Below are 20,729 nucleotides of genomic sequence, written 5' to 3' on the forward strand. Positions count from 1 at the left end.
CCGGCGACCCCGCGCGAGTGCCGCGCTCGCGGCGCGGCTGTCCGGCCGACCCGCACCTCGTCGCGCCCCTTATGTGCGTCTCGTCCTAACGTCCGCCAATGGTCCGACGGCTCGCGCTGGTCGCGGTGCTCGCGGTGACGCTGGCGGGGTGTAGCGCCCTCGCCCCCGGCGACGCGGGGCCGACGCCCGCCGACACCGTGACGCCGATGCCGGTCCAGACCGACACGCCCGCGACGACGCCGACGCCGCCGCCCGGGATCGCGCCGAACGGGAGCGTCTCGCCCGGCGCGCTGACGCGGGCGCACCTCGCGGCCCTCGACGGCCGGTCGTTCCGCTGGCGGCTGAACTACAGCCGCACCGTCCGCCCGTCGGGCGACGGGACGGCCGACGCCACCGTCGACATCGCCGAGCGCCGGCTGCGGGTCGACGAGGACGGCTCGTATCTGCTCACCCGCCGGATGACCGGGACGACGGGCGGGGCCGTCTACGCCGACGACACCGGCCGCTACGTCCGGAGTTCGCTGGCGAACGGCTCGGGGTACCGCGTCGGCGGCGGCGACCCCGACCACCGACACTACCTGCGGACGGGCCAGACGCTCGGCCGCTACTTCCCGGTCGACGGCGCCTCGGTCTCGACGGTCGAGCGGGACGGCCGGACCTACTACCGCCTCCACGTGACCGCCCCGCCGTCGACCATCACCGACGGCCACGCGAAACAGCGGATCACCGACTACACCGCGACCGCGTACGTGACCACCGGGGGGCTCGTGCGGGCGGTCGTCGTCGAGTACGAGTACGCGCTCCGGGGCGACGAGGTCGCGGTGTCGCTGCGCTCGGCGTACCGCGGCGTCGGCGAGACGGACGTGTCCCGGCCCGACTGGGTCGCCCCGCCGGGCGGGACGGCGACCGCGACCGCATCGGTGCCGACCACGAGCGCGTCGTCCGCGACCGCGACCGAGGGAGGGAGCGAGCGGTGAGCCCGCTGGCCGGAGCGGACCGCGACGGAGTGCGCGGGAGCGCGCTGCTGGTCGCCACGACTCTCCTCGTGGTCCTCGCGGGCTGTAGCGCGCTCGCGGGCGGCGGCGAGCCCACGCCCGCGGACACAGTCACGCCCGCGCCCGTGCCGGACCCGGGACCGACCGACACGCCCGCGCCGTCGACGCCCGGGGAGCGGCTGGGGGCGTTCCCGGCCGTCTCGGCCGGCGGGACGGTCAACGCCACCGGGCTGTACGCCGCGCACGTCGACTACCTGTCGTCGCACTCCTACACCCTGTCGTGGGAGCGTCGCACCGCGGGCGGGGACGGGGCGATCACCCGGGAGTACGACCGGCGGATCGCCGTCGGACCCGACGGGAGCTTCCTGGTCCGCAACGAGGACGGCGGCACGAACCTGACGCTCACCTACGGCGACCGCGACGGCGCCTACCGCCGCGTCGTCGCCCCGGACGGGACCGCGGTGTCGCCCGCGACGGTGCGGTCGACCGGCCCGGCGGGCGAGCGGTACGCCGAGGCCGTCTCCTTCGAGGTGCTCGCCTTCGTCGAGACGGGGTACGACTCGGTCGACGCGGTGACCAGGGACGGCCGCACGTACGCGCGGATCGTCTCCGACCACGTCCCGCCGGAGATCCCCGAGACCTACAGCGCCTACGCGGTCCACGACTTCCGGGCGACGCTGTGGGTCGCCCCCGAGGGGTACGTCCGCGCGGTCCACTACGAGTTCGTCCTCCGCAACGTCGACGAGCGGATCGCCGTCGAGTGGCGCTACACCTACGACCGCGTCGGCGAGACGACGGTCGACCGCCCCGGGTGGGTCCCCGACGCCGCGACCGACCGGTCGGCGACGGCCGCCCCCTCGTCGACCGTCACCCCCTCGGGGACCGCCGGACCGCCGCCGACAGCCAGCCCCTCGCCGACGCCCACCGCAGACCCCGCTCGCGTCCCGCCCGAGACGGCCGCCAACGTCTCCGCCGGCGGCTGACCGCCTCGCTACCCACCCCCGTGTCATACCCTCTCAATACGCGCGTCAGCGACGCTCTTCCCGAAATCCCTTTTTCGATTCCGAGTTAATTTCTCGGAAAATGTCGTGAAAAGAATTATGCCCGTCGCCGGCGAACCGGGAGGTATGATACAGGTCGGCGTCAACGGGTACGGCACAATCGGCAAGCGTGTCGCGGACGCGATACGGGCCCAGCCGGACATGGCGGTCGCCGGCGTCGCCAAGACCAGCCCGAACTTCGAGGCGAAGGTCGCGCTCGAACGGGGGTATCCCCTCTACGCGGTCGACGGCGACCGCACGGACGCCTTCGCCGCGGCCGGCTTCGACACGGTGGGCACCGTCGACGAGCTCGTCGCCGAGAGCGACGTGGTGGTCGACGCCACGCCGGCCGGGATCGGCGCCGAGAACGCCGAGCTCTACCGCGAGCACGACACGCCCGCCGTCTTCCAGGGCGGCGAGGACGCCGACGTGGCCGAGGTGAGCTTCAACGCCCGCGCCAGCTACGAGGCCGCCCGGGGCGCCGACTACGTCCGTGTCGTCTCCTGCAACACGACCGGGCTCTCGCGGCTGTTCGCGCCCATCGCGGAGGAGTACGGGATCGAGAAGGCCCGCGTCACGCTCGTCCGCCGCGGCGGCGACCCCGGCCAGACCGACCGCGGCCCGATCAACGACACGCTGCCCGACCCCGTCGAGATCCCCTCCCACCACGGCCCCGACCTGAACACGGTCTTCCCGGACCTGGACGTGGACACGATGGGCATGAAGGTGCCCGCGACGCTGATGCACACCCACTCGGTCAACGTGACGCTGGAGAGCGAGGCCGACGCCGAGTCGGTCCGCGAGCTGCTCGGCGCGGAGTCGCGGCTCGCCGTCCTCCCGCCGGAACTGGACATCGACGGCGCCGGCAAGCTCAAGGAGTTCGCCCGGGACGCCGGCCGCCCCCGCGGGGACTGCTGGGAGAACTGCATCTGGGGCGAGTCGGTGACCGTCGAGGGCCGCGACCTCTACCTCTTCCAGGCCATCCACCAGGAGGCCGACGTGGTGCCGGAGAACGTCGACGCCGTCCGCGCCGTCGCCGACACCGCCGACCGCGAGGAGAGCACGACACTCACCGAGGACGCGCTCGGTCTCGACGGGGGGATCGGCGGGTCGCTCCGCGACCCCGCCCGCTCGCCCGCCGTCGCCGACGGCGCGCTCGACGACGATTGACGCCGCCGTTTTCCTGCTCTCCTATTCGACCCCGTCCGACAGCGTGAACCGTTCGAGGTCGTCGGACCCGGCGTCGACGACCCGATCGGACCCCGTGTCGAGGACGACGGCGTAGTGGGGGCCGGGCGCGCCCTCGAAGGGGACGCCGCCGGGGTTGATCCGGACCGTGTCCTCGTAGGTCTCGTGGACGAACTCGTGGGTGTGGCCGTGCAGCACGTAGTCGTAGCGGCCGCACTCGACCAGGGCGTCGACGACCGCGCCGCTGGTCCCGTGGTAGACGACGATCTCCCGTCCGTCGAACGTCAGCTCGGCCGTCTCGCCGTGGTAGGTGCCGAAGTCGTCGACGGTGTCGGCCAGCGCCCACTCGCCGTCGTTGTTGCCCCGGACCGCGTGGAACTCGAAGCCGGCGGCGAACGGCGTCGCCGAGAACGGTGCCACGATGTCGCCGCAGTGGACGACGGCGTCGCAGTCCTCGCGCTCGAAGGTCTCGACGGCCGCCTCGACGGCGTCGAGGTCGTCGTGCGTGTCTGAGACGATGCCGAGTCGCATGCCCGGTCGTTCCCGCGGACGGACAATCAACGTGTCCCTCGGCGCCGCGTCCCGGAGCGTCGCCGTCCCCCGGCGCCGCTTCCGGGAGGCGCGGGTTCAAGAGCGCCCGCGTCGAACGGCCCGCATGGACGTACTCATCACGGGCGGCGCGGGCACCATCGGCACGGCGATCACCGACCACCTCGGCGACGGCGAGCACTCGTTCACCAGCCTCGACGTGGAAGAACACCCCGACGACGACGTGGAATCTGTCGTCGCGGACGCGACCGACGCGGCCGTCGTCCGCGAGCACGTGGCCGACGCCGACGCCGTCGTCCACCTCGCGCGGGTCCCCATGGAGGTCGGCGGCACCTCCGACCAGACCGTCGTCTGGAGCGACGAACACCTCGAAAATCTGCGCCTGCACGCCAGCGTCTACGAGGCGGCCATCGAGACGGGGCTGGACACCCTCGTCTACGCCTCCTCGAACCACGCCGTCGGGATGTACGAGATCGAGAACGCGCCGGACATCTACTACGGGTCGGAGTTCGAGGTCGACCACGCCGTCCAGCCGCGGCCGGACTCGATGTACGGCGTCGAGAAGGTCTACGGCGAGGGGCTGGGCCGGCTCGCCGCGGAGGCGAGCGACCTGGCGGTGTACGCCCTCCGGATCTGCGCGGTCCGCGACCCCGAGTACGACCACCCCTACGGCGACGCCCAGCGCGGGGTCGACCAGGGGCGCTTCGAACCCGACTCGGCGGCCTACGACGAGCAGGTCGCCCGGATGCGCTGCATGTGGCAGTCCCGCCGGGACATCGCCCACATGGTCGAGCGGTGTCTCGCGGACGGCTCCGTCGAGTTCGACGTGTTCTACGGCGTCAGCGACAACGAGAACCGATGGTTCGACATCGACCACGCCCGCGACGTGCTCGGCTACGACCCCCGCGACTCCGCCGACGAGTGGGACGCCCCGCCCTCCTGACCGCCGGGACCACGGCCCGTGCGACCCTCTCGCCCGAGAGATTAACTCGCCGCCGAGTTACTTTATTTCACGTACTGGAGAAAGAAATTTATTGCCGCGGACCGAGCGGGGTACATGGGAGAGATCGGCGGCGACTGGACGCGGCGGCACGCACGGCTCACCGGGGAGGGTCAACGGGATGGCACGCCACCGGAAGGGGGTTCGGGTGGGCGGGTCGTCAGCGCGGACCCGCCCGCCGACGACTGGACCGCGCGCCACGCCTGGTGTCGCCGGGCCTGACGCCGGTCACTCCCCTTCGCGCAGGACCTCGACGCCGACCAGCCGCTCGCCCGTCAGCGCGCGGATGTACGCGCCGCCGGCGATCGAGACGTGCCCGAAGTCGTCCTCGCTCATCCCGTACATCTCGATGGCCCGCGAGGTGTCGCCGCCGCCGACGACCGAGAAACAGTCCGTCTCGGCGATGGCTTCGAGGACGCCGACGGTCCCGTCGGCGAACCGCTCGTCCTCGAACAGCCCGAGCGCCCCCTTGACGAAGACGGCCTCCGAACTCTCGATCACGGCGGCGTACTCCGAGACGGTGTTCGACCCCACGTCGAGGAACGCCCGGTCTTTCTCCTCGATGTCGAGCACCTCGATCTCCGACCGCTCGCCGTCCTCGTCCTCGAAGGCCAGGTCGAGCGCCAGCCGGATCTGGTCGCCGTAGTCGTCGAGGAGACTCCGGATCGTCGTCTCGTTTTCCGCCCACTGGTCGTCGAAGAGATCCATCCCCTCGATGTCGCGCCCGACGGGCACGTCCGTCGCCCGGAGGAACAGTTCGCCCGCGATGCCGCCGAGCAGGAACGTGTCGACCTTGTCCTCCAGGGCGGTCATCACGTCGATCACGTCGGAGGCTTTCGTCCCCCCGACGACCATCGTCACGTTCCCCTCGAACTCCCGCTCGGCGATGGCCGTGTTGGCCTCGTACTCGGCCTCCATGACCCGACCCGCGTACGCGGGCAGCGCCAGCGGGAACCCCACGAGCGAGGCGTGGCTGCGGTGGGCCGCCGAGTAGGCGTCGTTGACGTAGGCGTCGAACTCCGGCGCCAGCGCGCGCACGAACTCCGTCTCGGCCTTCTCCGTGGGGGACTCCTCGGGCAGTTCCTCGTCGCACATCCGCGTGTTCTCCAGCAGGAGGATCTCCCCGCCTTCGAGGTCGTTGATCGCCGAGATCGCCCGGTCACCGAAGGTGTCGGGGACGAACTCGACCGGTTTCCCGACGTGCCGTCCCAGGATGTCGGCGTGCTGTTCGAGCGAGACGAACGTGTCCCGGCCGGGGCGGCCCTGGTGGGCCATGCAGACGACCGCGCAGTCGCGCTCCGCGAGTTCGCGCACGGTCTCGGCGTGGCGGGAGAACCGGCGGTTGTCCTGCACCTCGCCGTCCTCCACGGGGGAGTTCAGGTCGAGCCGCACGAGCACGCGCTGTCCGTCTCCGAGGTCGTCGAGCGTCTTGAACGAGGCCATTGGTGTGTTCGATCCGTCGCCCGGCGGCGAGAAAAAACCCGTCCGTTCGCTCGCCGGGAGTCAGTAGTCGGTGACGAACTCGGCCACGTCGAGCATCCGGTTGGAGAAGCCGAACTCGTTGTCGTACCAGGTGAGGACCTTCGTCATGCCGTTGACGACGTTGGTCGACTGGAGGTCGACCTGCGAGGAGTAGGGCGTCCCCTGGATGTCCGTCGAGACGACCTCGTCGTCGGTGACCCCGAGCACGCCCGCCAGCTCGCCCGCGGCGGCCTCGCGGAAGGCGTCGTTCACGTCGGTCTCCGTGACCTCCTCGTTCAGGTCGACGACGAACTCGGTGATCGAGCCGTTGGGGACCGGGACGCGGATGGCCATGCCGTCGAGTCGCCCCTCCAGCTCCGGCAGGACCTCGGTGGCGGCCTGGGCGGCGCCGGTCGAGGTCGGGACGATGTTCTCGGCGGCCGCGCGGCCCCGGCGGGTCTTCGACTTGGGGCCGTCGACGAGGTTCTGCGAGCCGGTGTAGGCGTGAACGGTCGTCAGCTGGCCGGCCTCGATGCCGAACCGCTCGTGGAGCACCTTCGCGACGGGGGTGATGGAGTTCGTGGTGCAGGAAGCGTTCGAGACCACGTCCTCGCCGTCGTACTCGTCGTGGTTGACGCCGTAGACGATCTGCTTGACCGGCTTCTCGCCCTTCGGCGGCGCGGAGATGACGACCTTGTCCGCCCCGGCGTCGAGGTGCTTGCTCGCGTCGTCGTAGTTGCGGAAGATGCCGGTCGCCTCGAAGGCCACGTCCACGTCCAGCTCGTCCCACGGGAGCTCGGCGGGGTCGGTCTCCCCGTGGACCGAGGCGCCGAAGTCCGTGCCGTCGACGGTCATGACGCCCTCGTCGAGGGTCACGCCGTCGAGCGTCCCCATCACCGTGTCGTACTTCGCGAGGTACTCCATGTCGTCGTCGTCCATCACGTCGTTGATGCCGACGACCTCCACGCGCGGGTCCCCGAGCGACGCGCGGAAGACGTTGCGTCCGATGCGGCCGAAGCCGTTCAGACCGATACGCACGGTCCCCTCGTCGGATTCACTCATGCTGAATGCACTGTCGCCCGAGACGAGTATAGGGTTTTCGAATACGGAACACGCGGCGCGTCCGTTCACCGGCGAACGCCGCGGTCCCGGCCGCCGCAGCCGCCCGGAACGTTCGCGACGGCCCCGGACCGAGCCGTCCGTGACGTGCTCGTCAGGGCCGGCCGCGTTCGACCCGGATCCGCCGGTCGCGTTCGGCCCGCTCGCGGAGGCGTTCGACCCGCTCGTCGGTCGCCGGGTGGGTCGACAGCATCCGCGTCAGCGGCCCCTCCTCCTCGCCGTTGACGTACAGCGGGGAGAGCAGCGACCACGGCCCCTCGCTCGCGCGTTCGATCTTCCGGAGCGCCCGCGCCAGCGCCAGCGGGTCGCCCGTCACTTCGGCCGCGCGGTCGTCCGCCGCGAACTCCCGCCGTCGGGAGTGGGCCAGCAGCGCCAGCGTCAGCGCGAAGAAGACCAGCGACACCGCCCCGACGACCGCCCGCTGGAGTTTGCCGGGGACCGTCCGCGTCCACGCCTCCGGCCGCCCGCGGATCCACGCCACGCCGCGGCCGAGCCCCGCGACGACGAGCAACACCGGCGCGAGGGCCAGGACCGCCACCCCCGACAGCGTCTGCAACACGCTGTAGCCGAACGTCTGGACCAGGCTGTCCTTGCGCTCGATGTGGGCCAGTTCGTGGGCGAGGATCGCCGACAGCTCGTCGAAGGTCAGCAGCGAGAACAGCCGCCGGTCGACGACGACGTGGCCGGGGCCGAACCCCCCGCCCAGCGCCAGCGCGTTGGGCTTGCCCATCTCCGCGACCAGCACGTCCGGTCGCTCGATGCCCATCTCGTCGCTGAACCCGGCCAGCCGCCGGTAGAGGGTCGGCGCCCGCCCCTCCGGCAGTTCCCACACCCGCAGGCTCCGGAGGATCTGGGCGGTGCCGACCCGGTAGCTGACGAAGGCGAACACGACCGTCAGGACCGCCAGGTACAGCGCCAGCGTCGACAGCGGCGGCCTGACCGCCCAGACGGCCCGCGCCAGCTCGTAGACGAGGTAGGCCCCGGCCAGGTACACCGCCAGCGTCAGCACGCCGACGACGACCATCAGCCCGCGGAGCACCCAGCGCATACCTGATCGTCGGTGCGGGTGCCCCAAAACGCTTGCCAGCGACGGGGCCGGTCCGGTGCGAACGACGCGTCTGTTGCCCCGAATTGTGACGCTCGGTACGGGAGAACGACACCGACGTAACGCTTATCCACACACAAATTCAACACGAAGTATGGCAGAAGCGGAATCCTCGCCCGAGAAGAAGACCGTGAACATCCGGATGACGGAGACGTTTCTGGAGGACGTCGACGCGACGTGGGAGGAACACGGCTTCAACAGCCGGAGCGAGTTCGTCCGGTCCGTGCTCCGCGACGCGCTCAAACATCCCGAGTTCAACCGCGCCGACCTGAAAGCGATGCTCACCAGCGAAGCGGAGATCCGTGAGGGGCGAACGCACAGCAGCGACGAGGTGAAGGCCGAGTACGGTCTCGACGGGACGACGCGCGACAGCGATGAGTGAGTGGGACTGGGAACTCACCGACACGGCACGGCGGGACTTCGACGCGCTCGACCGGGTCGCCAGCAAACTCGACGAGATCGTGACGGATCAGTGGCGAGAACCGCCCGAACATCTCGAACCGCTACAGGGCGCCCCCCACCAGAAGCTCCGCGTCGGCCCGTTTCGGCTCGGATGTCGGGCTGACCGCACCGAAGATATCCTCTACGTCCTGCGGATCCGGAAACGCGGTGACGACGCGTATCGCGGTGACGACGATTGATCGGCCAAAAACCGAACAGGATGCTCCGAGAGCCCACACGCTCATACCGCTCGGCGTCCACGTAGCGCGCATGGACGGGGACACGATGCTGAACCTGGTCGGGGCGGCCATCGTGGTGGCCGTGGTCGGCGGGCTGGTGGTGGTCGGGCTCAACATCGCGGGCGGGAGCGGGGGGACCGAGGCGCCCGACGCGAACTGGACGGTCGAGCGGGTCAACGACACGGCCGTCCGGATCACCCACGCCGGCGGCCAGCCGGTGCGGACCGACGACCTCACCGTGCGCGTCGAGAGCTACCGGCGGGCGACCGACTGGAGCGACCCCGTGACCGAGTCCGAGAGTACGGTCGTCCAGGCGAGCGAGGGGTCGATCGTCCGGATCGTCTGGAGTCCCGGACGGGGCGACGACGTGATCATGCACAGCGAGCGGGTCTGAAACGGGAGACGGGCCGAACGGCTCGGAACTGTCGTCAGCCCGGGTCCGCGCTGGTGAAGTTGGCGACGACCTCGATACTGTCGGGACCGACCCGGTAGCGGCGGTCGGCGTCGAGTTCGACCGTCCGCTCGGTCCCGTCGGGCCAGGTCACGTCGACGGTCGCCCCCTCGGCGTCGCCGAGCCCGACGTGGGTGACCGGCGAGCCCTGCGAGATGAAGTCGCTCCGGGAGTTCTGCCAGACGGCCGTCTCCCGGCCGTCGACGGTGACGGTCGCGTTGGCGCCGATGGCGACCGCGCCCTCGCCGTCGACGATCTCGAACTGGACGGCGCCGGCGGGCGCCGACGCGTTGGTTCCCCTGTCAGTGTCGGGCGACCGGACGGTGTTCTCGTAGACGGCGTAGGGGCCGTGGTAGTCGGCGATGATCACGTCCCGGTCGCCGTCGCGGTCGTAGTCGACGGTGACCATCCCGCGGCCGTCCTGCTCGCGGAGGCCTCGCTCGGAGGCGTCGAGGCGGGTGAAGTTGTCGCCGCCGCGCTCCCAGACCATCGGGAGCGTGAAGACCGGGTCGGACTGGTTGAGCGCGACGACCGTCTGGGTGGTGTGGAACAGGTCCCGATCCCCGTCGTTGTCGAGGTCGGTCACACTGGCGGCCCACCCCCAGCCGCCCTCGCGGACGCCGTAGGCGTCGGCGCGGTCGACGAACTCGCCGTTCCCCTGGTTGACGAGCATGGTGTTGCCCTTCGTCCGGCCGGAGTGGATGACGTACTGGAGGAACCGCTCGAGCCGCTCGTAGCGGTCGGGCGAGAGCGTCTCCCGGGAGGCCGGGATGTCGATGTTGGTGACGAACACGTCCGGGCGGCCGTCGCCGTTCACGTCCGTTATCTCCGAGGCCATGCCGTTGCGGGCGGTGGCGCCGCCGAGCTGGATCTGCCGGAAGGTGCCGTCCCCCTGGTTGAGGTAGACGGTGTCGTTGTTGTAGTCGTTGGCGACGTGGATGTCGGGGCGACCGTCGCCGGTCAGGTCGACGAAACTGGCGGCGAGGCTCCAGCGGTCACCGGTGATGCCCGTCCCGTCGACCCGCTCGAAGCGGTCGGCGCCCGACTCGCCGGTGTTCTCGAAGAGGACGTTGGGGTTGCCGTTGTCGTCTTCGACGGACTTGTTGGTCGAGAAGTACCCGGCCGGGCGGTCGTCGGCCCAGTCGCCCGACTGGTAGACGAACAGGTCGCGGTCGCCGTCGCCGTCGTAGTCGGCGGCGGCCGCCCCGAGCGGGTGCGTGAAGTTGCCGAGGCCGATGTCGGTCCGCTCGAAGCTTCCCCCGTCGTTGTGGAAGGCGACCGCGGGGCCGTCCTTGGCGAGCAGGATCAGGTCGCGCCAGCCGTCGCCGTCGTAGTCGACGAACGCGGCGCTCTTGAACTCGCGGTCGAGCCCCGAGAGTTCGCCCGTGCGTTCGAAGGCGCCACCGGTGTTGCGGAAGAGGGCGGGGCGCTCGCCGCCGACGGCGAGCAGGTCCTGCCAGCCGTCGTTGTCGATGTCGGCGACGAAGACGCCGTTGTTGCCGTTGCCCGCGGCGCCGGTGCCGGTCCCGTTGTACGCGAGGCCGGCCTCGTCGGTGGCGTCGACGAACCCGATCTCGGCGCTCGCCGTCTCGTCGTCCCCGCCGTCGAAGAAACCGGGGGCGGCCGAGCAGCCGGAGACGACGAGCGCCGCCGCGACGGCGACGGTGAGGAGGGCCCGCCGGAGCGAGTTCCCTGTCATGTGTCGGTCCCCGTCGGGAGCGCGCGCTGGGGACGCGGCGGCACGAGCAGCGTCGCGCGGTTGAGCGTCTCCAGGTAGTCGATGATGCCGTGGTCGTCGGCCGGCAAGTCGTCGTCGTACTGGTCGGGGTTCATCGCCTTGCGGGTCTCGACGAAGTCCTCGACGTGGCGCTGGAGGCCGGTGAAGTTGAACTCCGTCCGGTCCGTGTCGGTGGCGACCCCCTCCGAGCGCCGGAGGATCGTCGGCACGAACTCGTCGTCGCGCGCGCGGGCGACCTTCTGCGTGTGGCCGACGCGGCCGTACTCCTCGGCGAACTCCTCGACGCTGTGGGCGTTTTCCTCGGTGATCCCGCTCTCGGCGCCGAGCTTCTCGCCGATCTCGCCGATCTCGTCGGTGTCGTGGGCGGGACAGAACATCTCGGCGGCCCGCTCCTCGTGGGGCTGGTCGTACCAGCGGTCGAGGTCGATGCCCAGCCGGGAGACGGCCATCGTCGTCCCGCCGGCGAAGGGCCCCTCGCGGATGGTGATCCGGTCCTCGGAGGGCTGGCTGTCGCGGTAGCCGGACTTGAACCCCATCGACAGCGGGGCCGACTCCGGAATCTCCTCGTTGTCCAGCACGTCCGCGGGGATGCCCTTGCCGACCATCCCCGTTCGGCGGGCCGTCTTGGAGAACACCCCTTCGAGGGTGTCGGTCACCTCGACGCCGTTGACCGTCTCGATCTCGCCGAACAGCGCCGCCTCGGCGGCCATGACGACCGAACCGATGTCGCTGTTCATGAGCAGGACGGCGTCGAAGTCGTCGGCCTTCGCGGGGTCCTCGCCGACCTCGCGGAGCACGTCCTCGGCCGGGACCAGTTGCTTCGGAACGTCGCCGGTCCGCTCGAAGTAGCTGGCGGAGTAGCCGATCATGAAGAGCAGTCCCTGGGTGAACGACGCCGATGGGTTCCCGCCGGTGCCCCACTGGAAGGCTTCTTCGAGCGTCCGCAGGGCGCCCTCGACCCGCTCGCGCTCGGCCTCGGTCGGCGGCGTCGACCCCTCGTAGGAGAGCCCGAGGATCAGCTGTTGTTGCGGGATGACGGTGTTGCCGTGGGCGTCGTGGACGACCGCGTAGTTCCAGGCGTGCTGGCGCTCCGAGAGGGCGTCGGGGTTCCCCGACGGGACCGACAGGTCGAACGCCGTGTCCGTCCCGGTCGGGGTCCCGTCGGCACCCCCGCCGCCCCCGGCGGTGTCGGAGGCGGTCCCCACCAGCTCCCGTTCCCGTTCCTGACACGCCGAGAGCGCGCTCGCCCCACCGATGGCGACGGCGGCCGCGACGAACTCGCGGCGGCCGATACCGCGCTCGCTGTCCGGTGACATTTGCACGAGGTTAGTCGCTCCGGGTGAAAAACCCTTCCACGAACGATCACGCCCAGCGGCACGTCCCGCGGGCGCTGACGCCGGTCCGACTCGAACTGGTGGCTCCGGGAGCGCTCGCGCGCGAGCGCGTCGGCGAAACTTTCGTTATCCACCGCCGAGACTTTGTTCGGTTATGATGAACGTCTGTTTTGGGACGGGACTGTCGGTCGGGTCCCCCAGTCCCGGACTGCCGGCCTTCGCGGCGCGGAATTCCGATGATAATCGGTGTAGGATACGGACCGGGAGCGCGGGAGCGGCGTCGATCGGGTTCCGTTCTCCGAAACAGGGGCGACGGGGGGCAGTGAAACGGGTCGTGCGGGCAGTGGTCCCGGCGGCGTCGAGCACTCGACGACCGAAACCCCGATTTCGGGGGTATTGAAGGGTCGTGTGCCCGTTTCCCCGCCCGACCGGAGACTGAAATCGGCCGGACAGGTTCGACCCCTTCCAAAACATTTATTACCTGTTATTGTATACCAACCAGAGGCATGTCTGACAGTACCAATGAGTACAGCGATGTCGTAGACCGCCGGAAGTTCCTGACACTCGCAGGGGCCTCCGGTGCCGCTGCACTCGCAGGGTGTGGTGGCGGGGGCGGAACACCGACCGACGGGTCCGGATCCGACGGCGGAGACGGCGGCGACGGTGGAGACGGCGGCGACGGCGGAGACGGCGGCGACGGCGGTGACGGTGGTAGCACCAACGTCGTCGACCAGACCCACGCGAGCGGTCTCCAGGCCGACCCGACCAACCGGACGCTGAACACGCACAACACGCAGATCTCCTCCGAGCCCGCGCGGCGGCTGGCGTTCGACCGCTACGCCGCGTACTCCTTCGAGACCCAGGAGTTCCAGCTCGCGGCGCTGGACGACTGGGAGTTCGAGGAGGACACGGTCACACTGACCTTCCGCGAGGACCTCTCGTGGTCCGACGGCAGCGACGTGACCACCGAGGACATCGACGTGCAGTTCCAGATCCTCGAGAAGGTCGGCAGCGCGATCTGGGGCTACGTCGAGAGCACCGAGGTCGTCGACGACTACACCTACCAGCTGAACCTCACGGGCCCGACCAACCCCGTGATGGTCAAACACCAGCTGGGGAACATGTGGATCGACACGCCGGCCGCGGCCTTCGAGCAGTTCCTCGACGCCGACGCCTCCGAGATCCAGACCTGGCAGTGGGAGTCCAGCGACACCGAGGTCATCACGAGCGGTGCCTGGGCCTACGTCGACAAGAACCAGCAGCAGTGGAACTTCGAGCGCAACGAGGAGTTCCACAGCATCGACAACGTCAACTTCTCGACCTACCGGTTCGACTCCTACCAGGAGGCCTCGGCGCCCCAGCAGGACTTCACCACCGGCGGCAAGCGCTTCGACAGCGTCTGGAGCATGTTCGCCGCGCCGGAGACGGTCAACTCCTTCCAGGACTACGTCATGGAGATCCAGACCATCCCGGCCAAGTGGGGCTACGGGATGATCTTCAACCACGACGACCCCATCTTCGGCGACCGCGCGGTCCGCCAGGCGATCGCCCACATCGTCAACCGCGAGGAGCTCGTCGCGAACGCGGGCCCGCGAACGAAGTTCCCGGCGTCGGTCCCCTGCGGGATCGCGCCCAAGGACATCGACGCCTGGCTCGGCGACACCAAGAGCAACTTCGAGGACTACGGCGTCGGCTCGACCAACACCGAGGAGGCGACCCAGATCCTCGAGGACGCGGGCTACTCGAAGCAGAACGGCACGTGGACGAGCCCCGACGGCGAGCCCGTCAGCGCCGACTACCTCAGTCCCGGCGGGTGGACCGACTTCACGACGATGACCGAGACCATCGTCGACCGCCTCAACGAGTTCGGCTTCGACATGTCGGTCGCGACGCGGCCCACCAGTGACTGGCAGGGCGCGTTCATCGACGGGAACTTCCAGGTCGGCACCTTCTACTGGCTGCCCGGCCAGGCGCGGTCGTCGTTCCCGTACTTCCCGCTGCGCCACCAGATCGCCCTGGACGCGCTCAACGGCGGACACAACTACGACGCCGAGTCCGAGCAGACCATCCCGGCCATGAGCGGCGACGGCGAGATGACGCTCAACCCGCTCGAGAAGGTCGAGGAGATCGCGACCAAGCCGACCACCGAGGGAGCGCGGCCGATCGTCCAGGAGGCCGCCTGGCACAACAACTACGACCTGCCGATGCTCTCGCTGGTCTCGAAGTTCGAGCAGTCGTGGGTCACCACCGACGAGTGGAACATCTCCATCGAGGAGGGCGACCCCGCTCGCGGTATCAAGTGGCCCCCGTTCTGGTGGCCGCGCGAGGGCAAGCTGACCGCCCAGGAGTAACGCGCTCCACGACCATCCGGACGGACGAACCGACCGGTCACTGACCGAACCGTTTCTGGCGATGCGAGTCGTTAGACCTTAGGGTACTGGCTGTAAATACCGCTAACAAGACGCATGGTTAACTACTACGTGCGACGGACAGCACGGGTGTTCGTCACGATCTTCGGGGTCATGTCGCTCACCTTCGGGCTGATCCGTCTGCTCCCGGGAGGACCGTTCACGCAACTCCGCGTGCAACTGCAACGACAGGGTGTCCCAGCCGAGCAGGTCAACGAGCAGATCGCGAACCTGCAGAACGTCCGGCCGGACGCGCCGCTGTGGCAACAGTACATCGACTACATGATCTCGGCGGCCCAGCTCGACCTGGGCACCTCGATCCAGTACAGCGAACCCGTCGCGGCAGTGGTGGCCGAGGCGGCGCCGTGGACGATATTCGTCGTCGTCATGTCGACGATACTCATGTTCGCGATCGGGATCGTTCTGGGGGCGGTCCAGGCCTACTGGGAGGGGTCGAAGTTCGACACCATCACCTCGTCGCTGTCGATCGTGGGGATGTCGATCCCGTTCTACGTGGCCGCGATCCTGCTGTTGCTGTTCGTGTCGTACCGCTGGGGGCTGTTGCCCGCGTCGGGGACGGCCAACCCCAACATCGAGAACCACTGGAGCCTGGACTACGCGATCAGCGTCCTCCGCTACGGCGCCCTGCCCATCCTGTCGTACACGATCGTGGGGATCGGCGGGCAGGCGCTCGCGATGCGCGGCAACAGCATCCAGGTGCTCGGCGAGGACTTCGTCGAGGTCGCCAGGCTCCGGGGCCTCTCCGACGGTCGGATCGCGCTCCGGTACGTCGCGCGCAACGCCATCCTGCCGATGTACACCGGGTTCCTGCTGCTGCTCGGCTTCCGGCTGGGCGGCACCGTGATCCTCGAACAGATCTTCAACTATCCGGGCCTGGGGCTGTACCTGCTCGACGCCGTCAACTCCAACGACTACCCGATGATGATGGGGACCTTCCTCGTCATCACGGTGGCGCTGGTCATCGGCGTGTACATCGCCGACCTGACCTACAGCCTGATCGACCCGCGGATCAGTTCGGGTGATTCCAGTGAAGCATACTGAATCCGACTCCCCCACGGAGGGGCTCGACTGGCAGAGCGAGAGTACCGGCACGGACATGACGAGAGGGGACCGGCTCCGCGAGTTCTACGAGCGGAGCATCTACGAGCCCGCCATCGTCGCCTGGGCCGACCTGCGGACCCGCGTCGGACTCCTGTTGCTCACCGTCTACCTGGCGATCGCGGGGGTCTCCGTCCTCGGGCTGTGGCGCGAGCCCTCGACGAGCCAGGCGCCGCGGCTGATCGGCATGTTCGAGAACTGGTCGTACCCGCTCGGGACGACCTCCTCGGGCGTCGACCTGACCGCGGAGCTCGTCCACGCGACGCCGGACATCCTGCTGATGGTGCTGGCCGGCGGCGTCTGGGCGACCGGCCTCGCGGTCATCGTCGGGACGCTCGCGGGGTACAAGGGCGGCCGGGTCGACAACGTGCTGATGTCCATCTCGGACTTCTTCATGGCGATCCCCGGGCTCCCCCTGGTGATCATCCTCGCGATCACGTTCAGCCCGGAGAACCCGATCTTCGTCGGCGTCATCCTGACGATCAACTACTGGGCCGGCCTCGGCCGGTCGCTGCGCTCGCAGGTGCTGACCATCCGCGAGGACAGCTACGTCGAGGCGTCCCGGACGATGGGGACCGGCACGTTCCGGATCCTCCGGAAGGACGTGATCCCCAACCTGATGCCGTACGTGACGGTGAACTTCGTGTTCGCCGCCCGCTACACCATCTTCGCCTCGGTCGGGCTGTACTTCCTGGGCGTGTTGCCCTACAGCGACCCGACGTGGGGCGTGACGCTGGCGCGGGCCCAGGAGAACGGCGCGCTGTTCGTCCCGGAGGCCGCTCACTGGCTGATCGCGCCGATGATCTTCATCGTCGGTCTGGCGCTGGCGCTGATCCTCATGGGTCAGGGCCTCGACCGGGTGTTCAACCCGCGGGTCCGCACCCGGATGGCCGGCGAGTCCGAATCGACCGCGGAGGGCGACGAGACGACGACGAAGGGGATGATCTAGATGGCAACCGACCAACGATCCACGGCGAACGCGGCGGTACAGTCCACGGTCGAGGACCCGATCGTCGAGGTCACCGACGCGAAGGTGACCTTCGACGGCGGCGACACCTACGTCCTCGACGACGTGAGCCTCGACATCGAGCGCGACGAGGTGCTCGGTATCGTCGGCGAGTCCGGCTCGGGCAAGTCGATGTTCGCCTCGGCGCTGCTGGACTCGATCCCCGACCCCGGGGTGCTCACCGGCGAGATCCTCTACCACGCCGAGGACGGCCGAACGATCGACGTGCTCGAACAGAGCGACGAGGAGCTGCGACAGTTCCGCTGGGAGGAGATCTCGATGGTCTTCCAGGGGGCGATGTCCTCGTTCAACCCGACGATGAAGGTCGGGACCCACTTCAAGGAGACGCTGAAGGCCCACGACGCCAACGTCGACGAGGGGATGGCCTTCGCGCGCGAGCTGCTCGAGGACCTGTACCTCGAACCGGAGCGCGTGCTCGACGCCTACCCCCACGAGCTGTCCGGCGGCATGCAGCAGCGCGCGCTGATCGCGCTGTCGCTGGTGCTCGAACCCGAAGTGCTGGTGATGGACGAGCCGACGGCCGCGCTGGACCTGCTGATGCAGCGGTCGATCCTGATGCTGCTGAACGACCTGCAGGACAGCTACGACCTGACGCTCGCCTTCATCACGCACGACCTGCCGCTGATCACGGCGCTGGCCGACCGGATGAGCATCATCTACGCGTTCGAGTTCGTCGAGGTGGGTCCCCGCGACCGGATCATCGCCGACGCGGGCCACCCCTACACGCGGGCGCTGCTGAACGCGACGCCGAACCTCGACGCGCCGCTGTCCGAGATGCAGCCCATCGAGGGGGAGGGCCCCGCGCCGGTCAACGTCCCGGAGGGGTGTAGCTTCCACCCGCGGTGTCCGCTCGCGACCGAGGAGTGTGTCAGCGACGACCCGCCCCTCGAGGAGATCGGCGAGGACCACATGACGGCCTGCCACCACTGGGAACAGGCCCGCGAGGAAATCACCCTCAACTACGGCGAGAGCACGGCCGACGCCGAGGTCCAGTCGAGCCCGGACCGCGACGTGACCGCGCGGACCGACGAACAGGCGGTGCTGTCGCTCGAGGACGTCGAGGTCCACTTCGAGGAGGACCAGGGCCTGTTCGACCTCTTCGGCGACGACCCCGAGGTGGTCAAGGCGGTCGACGGCGTCGACCTGGACATCTACGAGAACGACGTGGTCGCGCTGCTGGGCGAGTCCGGCTGCGGGAAGACGACGCTGGGCAAGACGGCCATCGGCCTCCAGCGGCCGACCGGCGGCAGCGTCAAGTACCGCGGCCAGGACATCTGGGAGGCCAAGGACGGCGACGGCGACATCGACTACGACGAGATCCGCCAGGCGCTGCAGATCATCCACCAGGACCCGGGGAGCTCGCTCAACCCGAACCGCCGCATCGTCGACATCCTCTCGGAGCCGCTGCGCCATACCCACCCGAACATCAACCCCAACGAGCGCCGCGACCGGATCTACTCGCTTTTGGACCGCGTGGGGATGAACCCGCCGGACGACTTCGCCGACCGGTACCCCCACCAGCTCTCGGGCGGGGAGAAACAGCGCGTCGCGCTGACGCGGGCGCTGCTGATGAACCCCGACGCGATCCTCGCCGACGAGGCCATCAGCGCCGTCGACGTGAGTCTGCGCGTCGAGCTGATGGACCTCATGCTCGAACTCCAGGACGTGTTCGACACCTCGTTCCTGTTCATCAGCCACGACCTCTCGAACGCCCGCTACTTCACCGAGCACGGCGACGGCCGCATCGCGGTGATGTACCTCGGCGAGATCGTCGAGATCGGCTCCGCCGAGCGGCTGATCCAGGACCCGCGCCACCCCTACACGAAGGTACTGCGCTGGGCGACGCCGTCGCTCCAGCTCGACGCGGTGGAGGCGGGCGAACCGCCGATGCGCTCGATCGACGTGCCGGACCCGGTCGACCCGCCGTCGGGCTGTCGGTTCCACACCCGGTGTCCCGTCGCCAGGGAGGCCTGCACGGAGGAGAAACCGCCGCTGTACGACGTGGAGGGCGAGGGCAGCGGCGCGGCCTGCTTCCGCGAGGACCCCGACCACGAGTACTGGGACAGCGAGCCCCTCGAGGGCGCCGAACTGGTCGGCCCCGACGAGGAGTTCGACACCGACGCCACCTCGGGCGAGTTCGGCGCCGAGAGCGCCAGCGACTGACCGCGCCCGCGGCCGCCCGACCAGCGCACCGCCGATTTTTCGCGGACGCTCGCCGTTCGGGCCGCACACTCGCGGAGTCCCATCGCGCGCTGTCCCCGCCCCGGTATCGTGACGCCCGGGCGGCAACCGGGGGCTTGAATACCGTCGGTCGACACGTCCGAACGTGTCCGGTGGAAAGACGGTAATCGACTTCGTGTGCGGTCAGCGCGACCAGATCCCGATAGCGCTGGCGGTCATGGCCTCGATGGGGATCCTGCTGCTGTTCTCGTTCGTCTTCGTCTCGCCGGGCGACGAGGCGTTCACGGTCCTCGTCATGGACGCGGTGCTGATCGTCGGGTCGACCGTCTTCTTCCTCGTGACGTACTACCTCTGCACGAGGCGCGCGATGGACGACTAGGACCCGGAGTAGGTCCGACTACCGCAGAAGTTACTGCTCGTCGAGGAACGCGGCCGTCTCCGCGGCGAGTTCGGCGAGTTCCTCGTCGTCCTCGACGCGGGCGAGGTCCTCGAGCGGGCCGACCGCGCGGTCGTCGCCGAGGTGGCCGAGCGCGCGGACGGCGCGGGCCCGCACGGTCTCGTGGTCGCGGTTGAGACAGGCGATCAGGCCGTCGTAGGCCTCGGCGGCCGCCTCGGGGTCGGCCTGGGCGATCTCGCCGACGGCGTCGACGGCCGCGCCGACGACCGTCACGTCGGGGGTGTCGAACAGCCCGACGATCGCGTCGACGTGGTCGGCGGCCGCCCCGGGCGCGCCCTCGGCGGCGGCGGTGACCACGTTCGCCAGCCGGCCCTGGGACTGGACCAGCAACTGGTGTTCCTGCTTGTCGTGTTCGAGCATCGTCTGGCGCGCCTCCTCGTCGTCGACCATGTCGATGCCGTCGGCGCTCTCGTAGGCGGGCGAGCGGCCGTCGAGGACCGCCGCGACGCGGTCGAGGTGCGGCGCCACCGCCCCGGGCTGGTCCAGCACGACCTGGACGAGGATCTGCGTCCCCAGCAGCTCCAGCGAGTTGAACTCCCGCTCGATGAGCCCGAACACCGCGGGCACCGAGCCCGCGAGGTCCTCGGGGTGCTCGCGGGCGACCGCCAGCAGCGCCGTCCCGGCCTGCTGTGCGATCGTCGCCCGCTCGTCGTCCAGCAGTTCCAGGAGCTCGTCGACGAACGGGCGCACCGCCGACGGGTCCTCCGCGGAGAGCCGCGACAGCGTTTGCGCGGCCTCGTTTCGCCTGATGTTCGTCTCCGAGGTCAGCGCCTCGCGGACCCGCTCGCGCTCGTCGTCGTCCAGCGAACCCGATCCGATGTCGACCCCCTCCAGCGGCGCGGACTGCTCGTCGGTCATACCCGACTCCAGCCCGCCG

19 protein-coding genes are annotated in these 20,729 nt (G+C 69.6%); 12 read left to right on the top strand and 7 right to left on the bottom strand.

Annotation, left to right across the window (positions count from 1 at the left end):
• Nucleotides 1–98: 98 nt before the first annotated feature.
• The 3 genes from E3328_RS22760 to E3328_RS15955 all read left to right on the top strand — a co-directional run bounded on the left by E3328_RS22760 (nt 99) and on the right by E3328_RS15955 (nt 3,205).
• A complete protein-coding gene (locus tag E3328_RS22760; RefSeq protein WP_135365602.1) occupies nt 99–977 on the top strand; it encodes a DUF7537 family lipoprotein in 879 nt (292 codons plus the stop codon).
• A complete protein-coding gene (locus E3328_RS15950) occupies nt 974–1,978 on the top strand; it encodes a DUF7537 family lipoprotein (protein ID WP_135365603.1) in 1,005 nt (334 codons plus the stop codon). The genes E3328_RS22760 and E3328_RS15950 overlap by 4 nt, the downstream gene beginning before the upstream one ends.
• A gap of 144 nt (nt 1,979–2,122) precedes the next feature.
• Nucleotides 2,123–3,205, top strand: coding sequence for a type II glyceraldehyde-3-phosphate dehydrogenase (locus E3328_RS15955; protein WP_135365604.1), 1,083 nt, complete (start codon nt 2,123–2,125; stop codon nt 3,203–3,205).
• Nucleotides 3,206–3,226: 21 nt separating this feature from the next.
• Here E3328_RS15955 and E3328_RS15960 read toward each other — a convergent pair whose 3' ends face one another.
• Nucleotides 3,227–3,754: a metallophosphoesterase gene (locus E3328_RS15960; protein ID WP_135365605.1), complete on the bottom strand. Its 528-nt coding sequence runs from the start codon at nt 3,752–3,754 to the stop codon at nt 3,227–3,229.
• A 124-nt stretch (nt 3,755–3,878) separates the two neighbouring features.
• On the opposite strand from E3328_RS15960, the gene E3328_RS15965 reads away from it, so the two are divergent.
• Nucleotides 3,879–4,715 carry an NAD-dependent epimerase/dehydratase family protein gene (locus E3328_RS15965; RefSeq protein ID WP_135365606.1) on the top strand — a complete coding sequence of 279 codons (837 nt, stop codon included), beginning with the start codon at nt 3,879–3,881 and terminating at the stop codon, nt 4,713–4,715.
• Nucleotides 4,716–5,000: 285 nt separating this feature from the next.
• Here the strand turns inward: E3328_RS15965 and E3328_RS15970 are convergent, their stop codons facing one another.
• From E3328_RS15970 to E3328_RS15980, 3 genes are all read right to left on the bottom strand, one after another.
• Nucleotides 5,001–6,215: a phosphoglycerate kinase gene (locus E3328_RS15970; RefSeq protein ID WP_135365607.1), complete on the bottom strand. Its 1,215-nt coding sequence runs from the start codon at nt 6,213–6,215 to the stop codon at nt 5,001–5,003.
• Nucleotides 6,216–6,275: 60 nt separating this feature from the next.
• A complete protein-coding gene (gene gap, locus E3328_RS15975) occupies nt 6,276–7,295 on the bottom strand; it encodes a type I glyceraldehyde-3-phosphate dehydrogenase (protein WP_135365608.1) in 1,020 nt (339 codons plus the stop codon).
• Between the two features lie 151 nt (nt 7,296–7,446).
• Nucleotides 7,447–8,400 carry a M48 family metallopeptidase gene (locus tag E3328_RS15980; protein ID WP_135365609.1) on the bottom strand — a complete coding sequence of 318 codons (954 nt, stop codon included), beginning with the start codon at nt 8,398–8,400 and terminating at the stop codon, nt 7,447–7,449.
• Between the two features lie 151 nt (nt 8,401–8,551).
• Between E3328_RS15980 and E3328_RS15985 the strand changes: the two genes are divergently transcribed.
• The 3 genes from E3328_RS15985 to E3328_RS15995 all read left to right on the top strand — a co-directional run bounded on the left by E3328_RS15985 (nt 8,552) and on the right by E3328_RS15995 (nt 9,531).
• Nucleotides 8,552–8,839 (top strand): ribbon-helix-helix domain-containing protein, encoded by a 288-nt coding sequence (locus E3328_RS15985; protein ID WP_135365610.1) that lies wholly within the window; start codon nt 8,552–8,554, stop codon nt 8,837–8,839.
• Nucleotides 8,832–9,098, top strand: coding sequence for a type II toxin-antitoxin system RelE family toxin (locus tag E3328_RS15990; RefSeq protein ID WP_135365611.1), 267 nt, complete (start codon nt 8,832–8,834; stop codon nt 9,096–9,098). The genes E3328_RS15985 and E3328_RS15990 overlap by 8 nt, the downstream gene beginning before the upstream one ends.
• Nucleotides 9,099–9,168: 70 nt before the next feature.
• Nucleotides 9,169–9,531: a hypothetical protein gene (locus tag E3328_RS15995; RefSeq protein WP_135365612.1), complete on the top strand. Its 363-nt coding sequence runs from the start codon at nt 9,169–9,171 to the stop codon at nt 9,529–9,531.
• Nucleotides 9,532–9,565: 34 nt separating this feature from the next.
• Here the strand turns inward: E3328_RS15995 and E3328_RS16000 are convergent, their stop codons facing one another.
• Both E3328_RS16000 and E3328_RS16005 read right to left on the bottom strand, forming a co-directional pair.
• Nucleotides 9,566–11,287: a CRTAC1 family protein gene (locus E3328_RS16000; protein ID WP_135365613.1), complete on the bottom strand. Its 1,722-nt coding sequence runs from the start codon at nt 11,285–11,287 to the stop codon at nt 9,566–9,568.
• Nucleotides 11,284–12,642, bottom strand: coding sequence for a DUF7405 family protein (locus E3328_RS16005; RefSeq protein WP_135365614.1), 1,359 nt, complete (start codon nt 12,640–12,642; stop codon nt 11,284–11,286). The genes E3328_RS16000 and E3328_RS16005 overlap by 4 nt, the downstream gene beginning before the upstream one ends.
• 524 nt (nt 12,643–13,166) lie before the next feature.
• On the opposite strand from E3328_RS16005, the gene E3328_RS16015 reads away from it, so the two are divergent.
• From E3328_RS16015 to E3328_RS16035, 5 genes are all read left to right on the top strand, one after another.
• On the top strand, nt 13,167–15,011 hold the full coding sequence (locus tag E3328_RS16015; protein ID WP_167837426.1) for an ABC transporter substrate-binding protein: 1,845 nt from the start codon (nt 13,167–13,169) through the stop codon (nt 15,009–15,011).
• A gap of 114 nt (nt 15,012–15,125) precedes the next feature.
• On the top strand, nt 15,126–16,130 hold the full coding sequence (locus tag E3328_RS16020) for an ABC transporter permease (protein ID WP_135365615.1): 1,005 nt from the start codon (nt 15,126–15,128) through the stop codon (nt 16,128–16,130).
• Nucleotides 16,108–17,136 carry an ABC transporter permease gene (locus E3328_RS16025; protein WP_135365616.1) on the top strand — a complete coding sequence of 343 codons (1,029 nt, stop codon included), beginning with the start codon at nt 16,108–16,110 and terminating at the stop codon, nt 17,134–17,136. The genes E3328_RS16020 and E3328_RS16025 overlap by 23 nt, the downstream gene beginning before the upstream one ends.
• A complete protein-coding gene (locus E3328_RS16030; protein ID WP_135365617.1) occupies nt 17,137–19,377 on the top strand; it encodes an ABC transporter ATP-binding protein in 2,241 nt (746 codons plus the stop codon).
• A 193-nt stretch (nt 19,378–19,570) separates the two neighbouring features.
• On the top strand, nt 19,571–19,774 hold the full coding sequence (locus E3328_RS16035) for a hypothetical protein (protein ID WP_246023028.1): 204 nt from the start codon (nt 19,571–19,573) through the stop codon (nt 19,772–19,774).
• Between the two features lie 30 nt (nt 19,775–19,804).
• On the opposite strand, the gene E3328_RS16040 is transcribed toward E3328_RS16035, so the two are convergent.
• Nucleotides 19,805–20,710, bottom strand: coding sequence for a HEAT repeat domain-containing protein (locus tag E3328_RS16040; protein ID WP_167837427.1), 906 nt, complete (start codon nt 20,708–20,710; stop codon nt 19,805–19,807).
• Nucleotides 20,711–20,729: the final 19 nt, after the last annotated feature.

This window comes from Halosimplex halophilum, assembly GCF_004698125.1.
Classification (GTDB): domain Archaea; phylum Halobacteriota; class Halobacteria; order Halobacteriales; family Haloarculaceae; genus Halosimplex; species Halosimplex halophilum.

What these genes read in the sequence shown, in the direction of transcription:
- E3328_RS22760 (WP_135365602.1), top strand. Translation starts at nt 99, where the DNA reads ATGGTCCGACGGCTCGCGCTGGTCGCGGTGCTCGCGGTGACGCTGGCG.
- E3328_RS15955 (WP_135365604.1), top strand. Translation starts at nt 2,123, where the DNA reads ATGATACAGGTCGGCGTCAACGGGTACGGCACAATCGGCAAGCGTGTC.
- E3328_RS15960 (WP_135365605.1), bottom strand. Translation starts at nt 3,754, where the DNA reads ATGCGACTCGGCATCGTCTCAGACACGCACGACGACCTCGACGCCGTC.
- E3328_RS15965 (WP_135365606.1), top strand. Translation starts at nt 3,879, where the DNA reads ATGGACGTACTCATCACGGGCGGCGCGGGCACCATCGGCACGGCGATC.
- E3328_RS15970 (WP_135365607.1), bottom strand. Translation starts at nt 6,215, where the DNA reads ATGGCCTCGTTCAAGACGCTCGACGACCTCGGAGACGGACAGCGCGTG.
- gap (WP_135365608.1), bottom strand. Translation starts at nt 7,295, where the DNA reads ATGAGTGAATCCGACGAGGGGACCGTGCGTATCGGTCTGAACGGCTTC.
- E3328_RS15980 (WP_135365609.1), bottom strand. Translation starts at nt 8,400, where the DNA reads ATGCGCTGGGTGCTCCGCGGGCTGATGGTCGTCGTCGGCGTGCTGACG.
- E3328_RS15985 (WP_135365610.1), top strand. Translation starts at nt 8,552, where the DNA reads ATGGCAGAAGCGGAATCCTCGCCCGAGAAGAAGACCGTGAACATCCGG.
- E3328_RS15990 (WP_135365611.1), top strand. Translation starts at nt 8,832, where the DNA reads ATGAGTGAGTGGGACTGGGAACTCACCGACACGGCACGGCGGGACTTC.
- E3328_RS15995 (WP_135365612.1), top strand. Translation starts at nt 9,169, where the DNA reads ATGGACGGGGACACGATGCTGAACCTGGTCGGGGCGGCCATCGTGGTG.
- E3328_RS16000 (WP_135365613.1), bottom strand. Translation starts at nt 11,287, where the DNA reads ATGACAGGGAACTCGCTCCGGCGGGCCCTCCTCACCGTCGCCGTCGCG.
- E3328_RS16005 (WP_135365614.1), bottom strand. Translation starts at nt 12,642, where the DNA reads ATGTCACCGGACAGCGAGCGCGGTATCGGCCGCCGCGAGTTCGTCGCG.
- E3328_RS16015 (WP_167837426.1), top strand. Translation starts at nt 13,167, where the DNA reads ATGTCTGACAGTACCAATGAGTACAGCGATGTCGTAGACCGCCGGAAG.
- E3328_RS16020 (WP_135365615.1), top strand. Translation starts at nt 15,126, where the DNA reads ATGGTTAACTACTACGTGCGACGGACAGCACGGGTGTTCGTCACGATC.
- E3328_RS16030 (WP_135365617.1), top strand. Translation starts at nt 17,137, where the DNA reads ATGGCAACCGACCAACGATCCACGGCGAACGCGGCGGTACAGTCCACG.
- E3328_RS16040 (WP_167837427.1), bottom strand. Translation starts at nt 20,710, where the DNA reads ATGACCGACGAGCAGTCCGCGCCGCTGGAGGGGGTCGACATCGGATCG.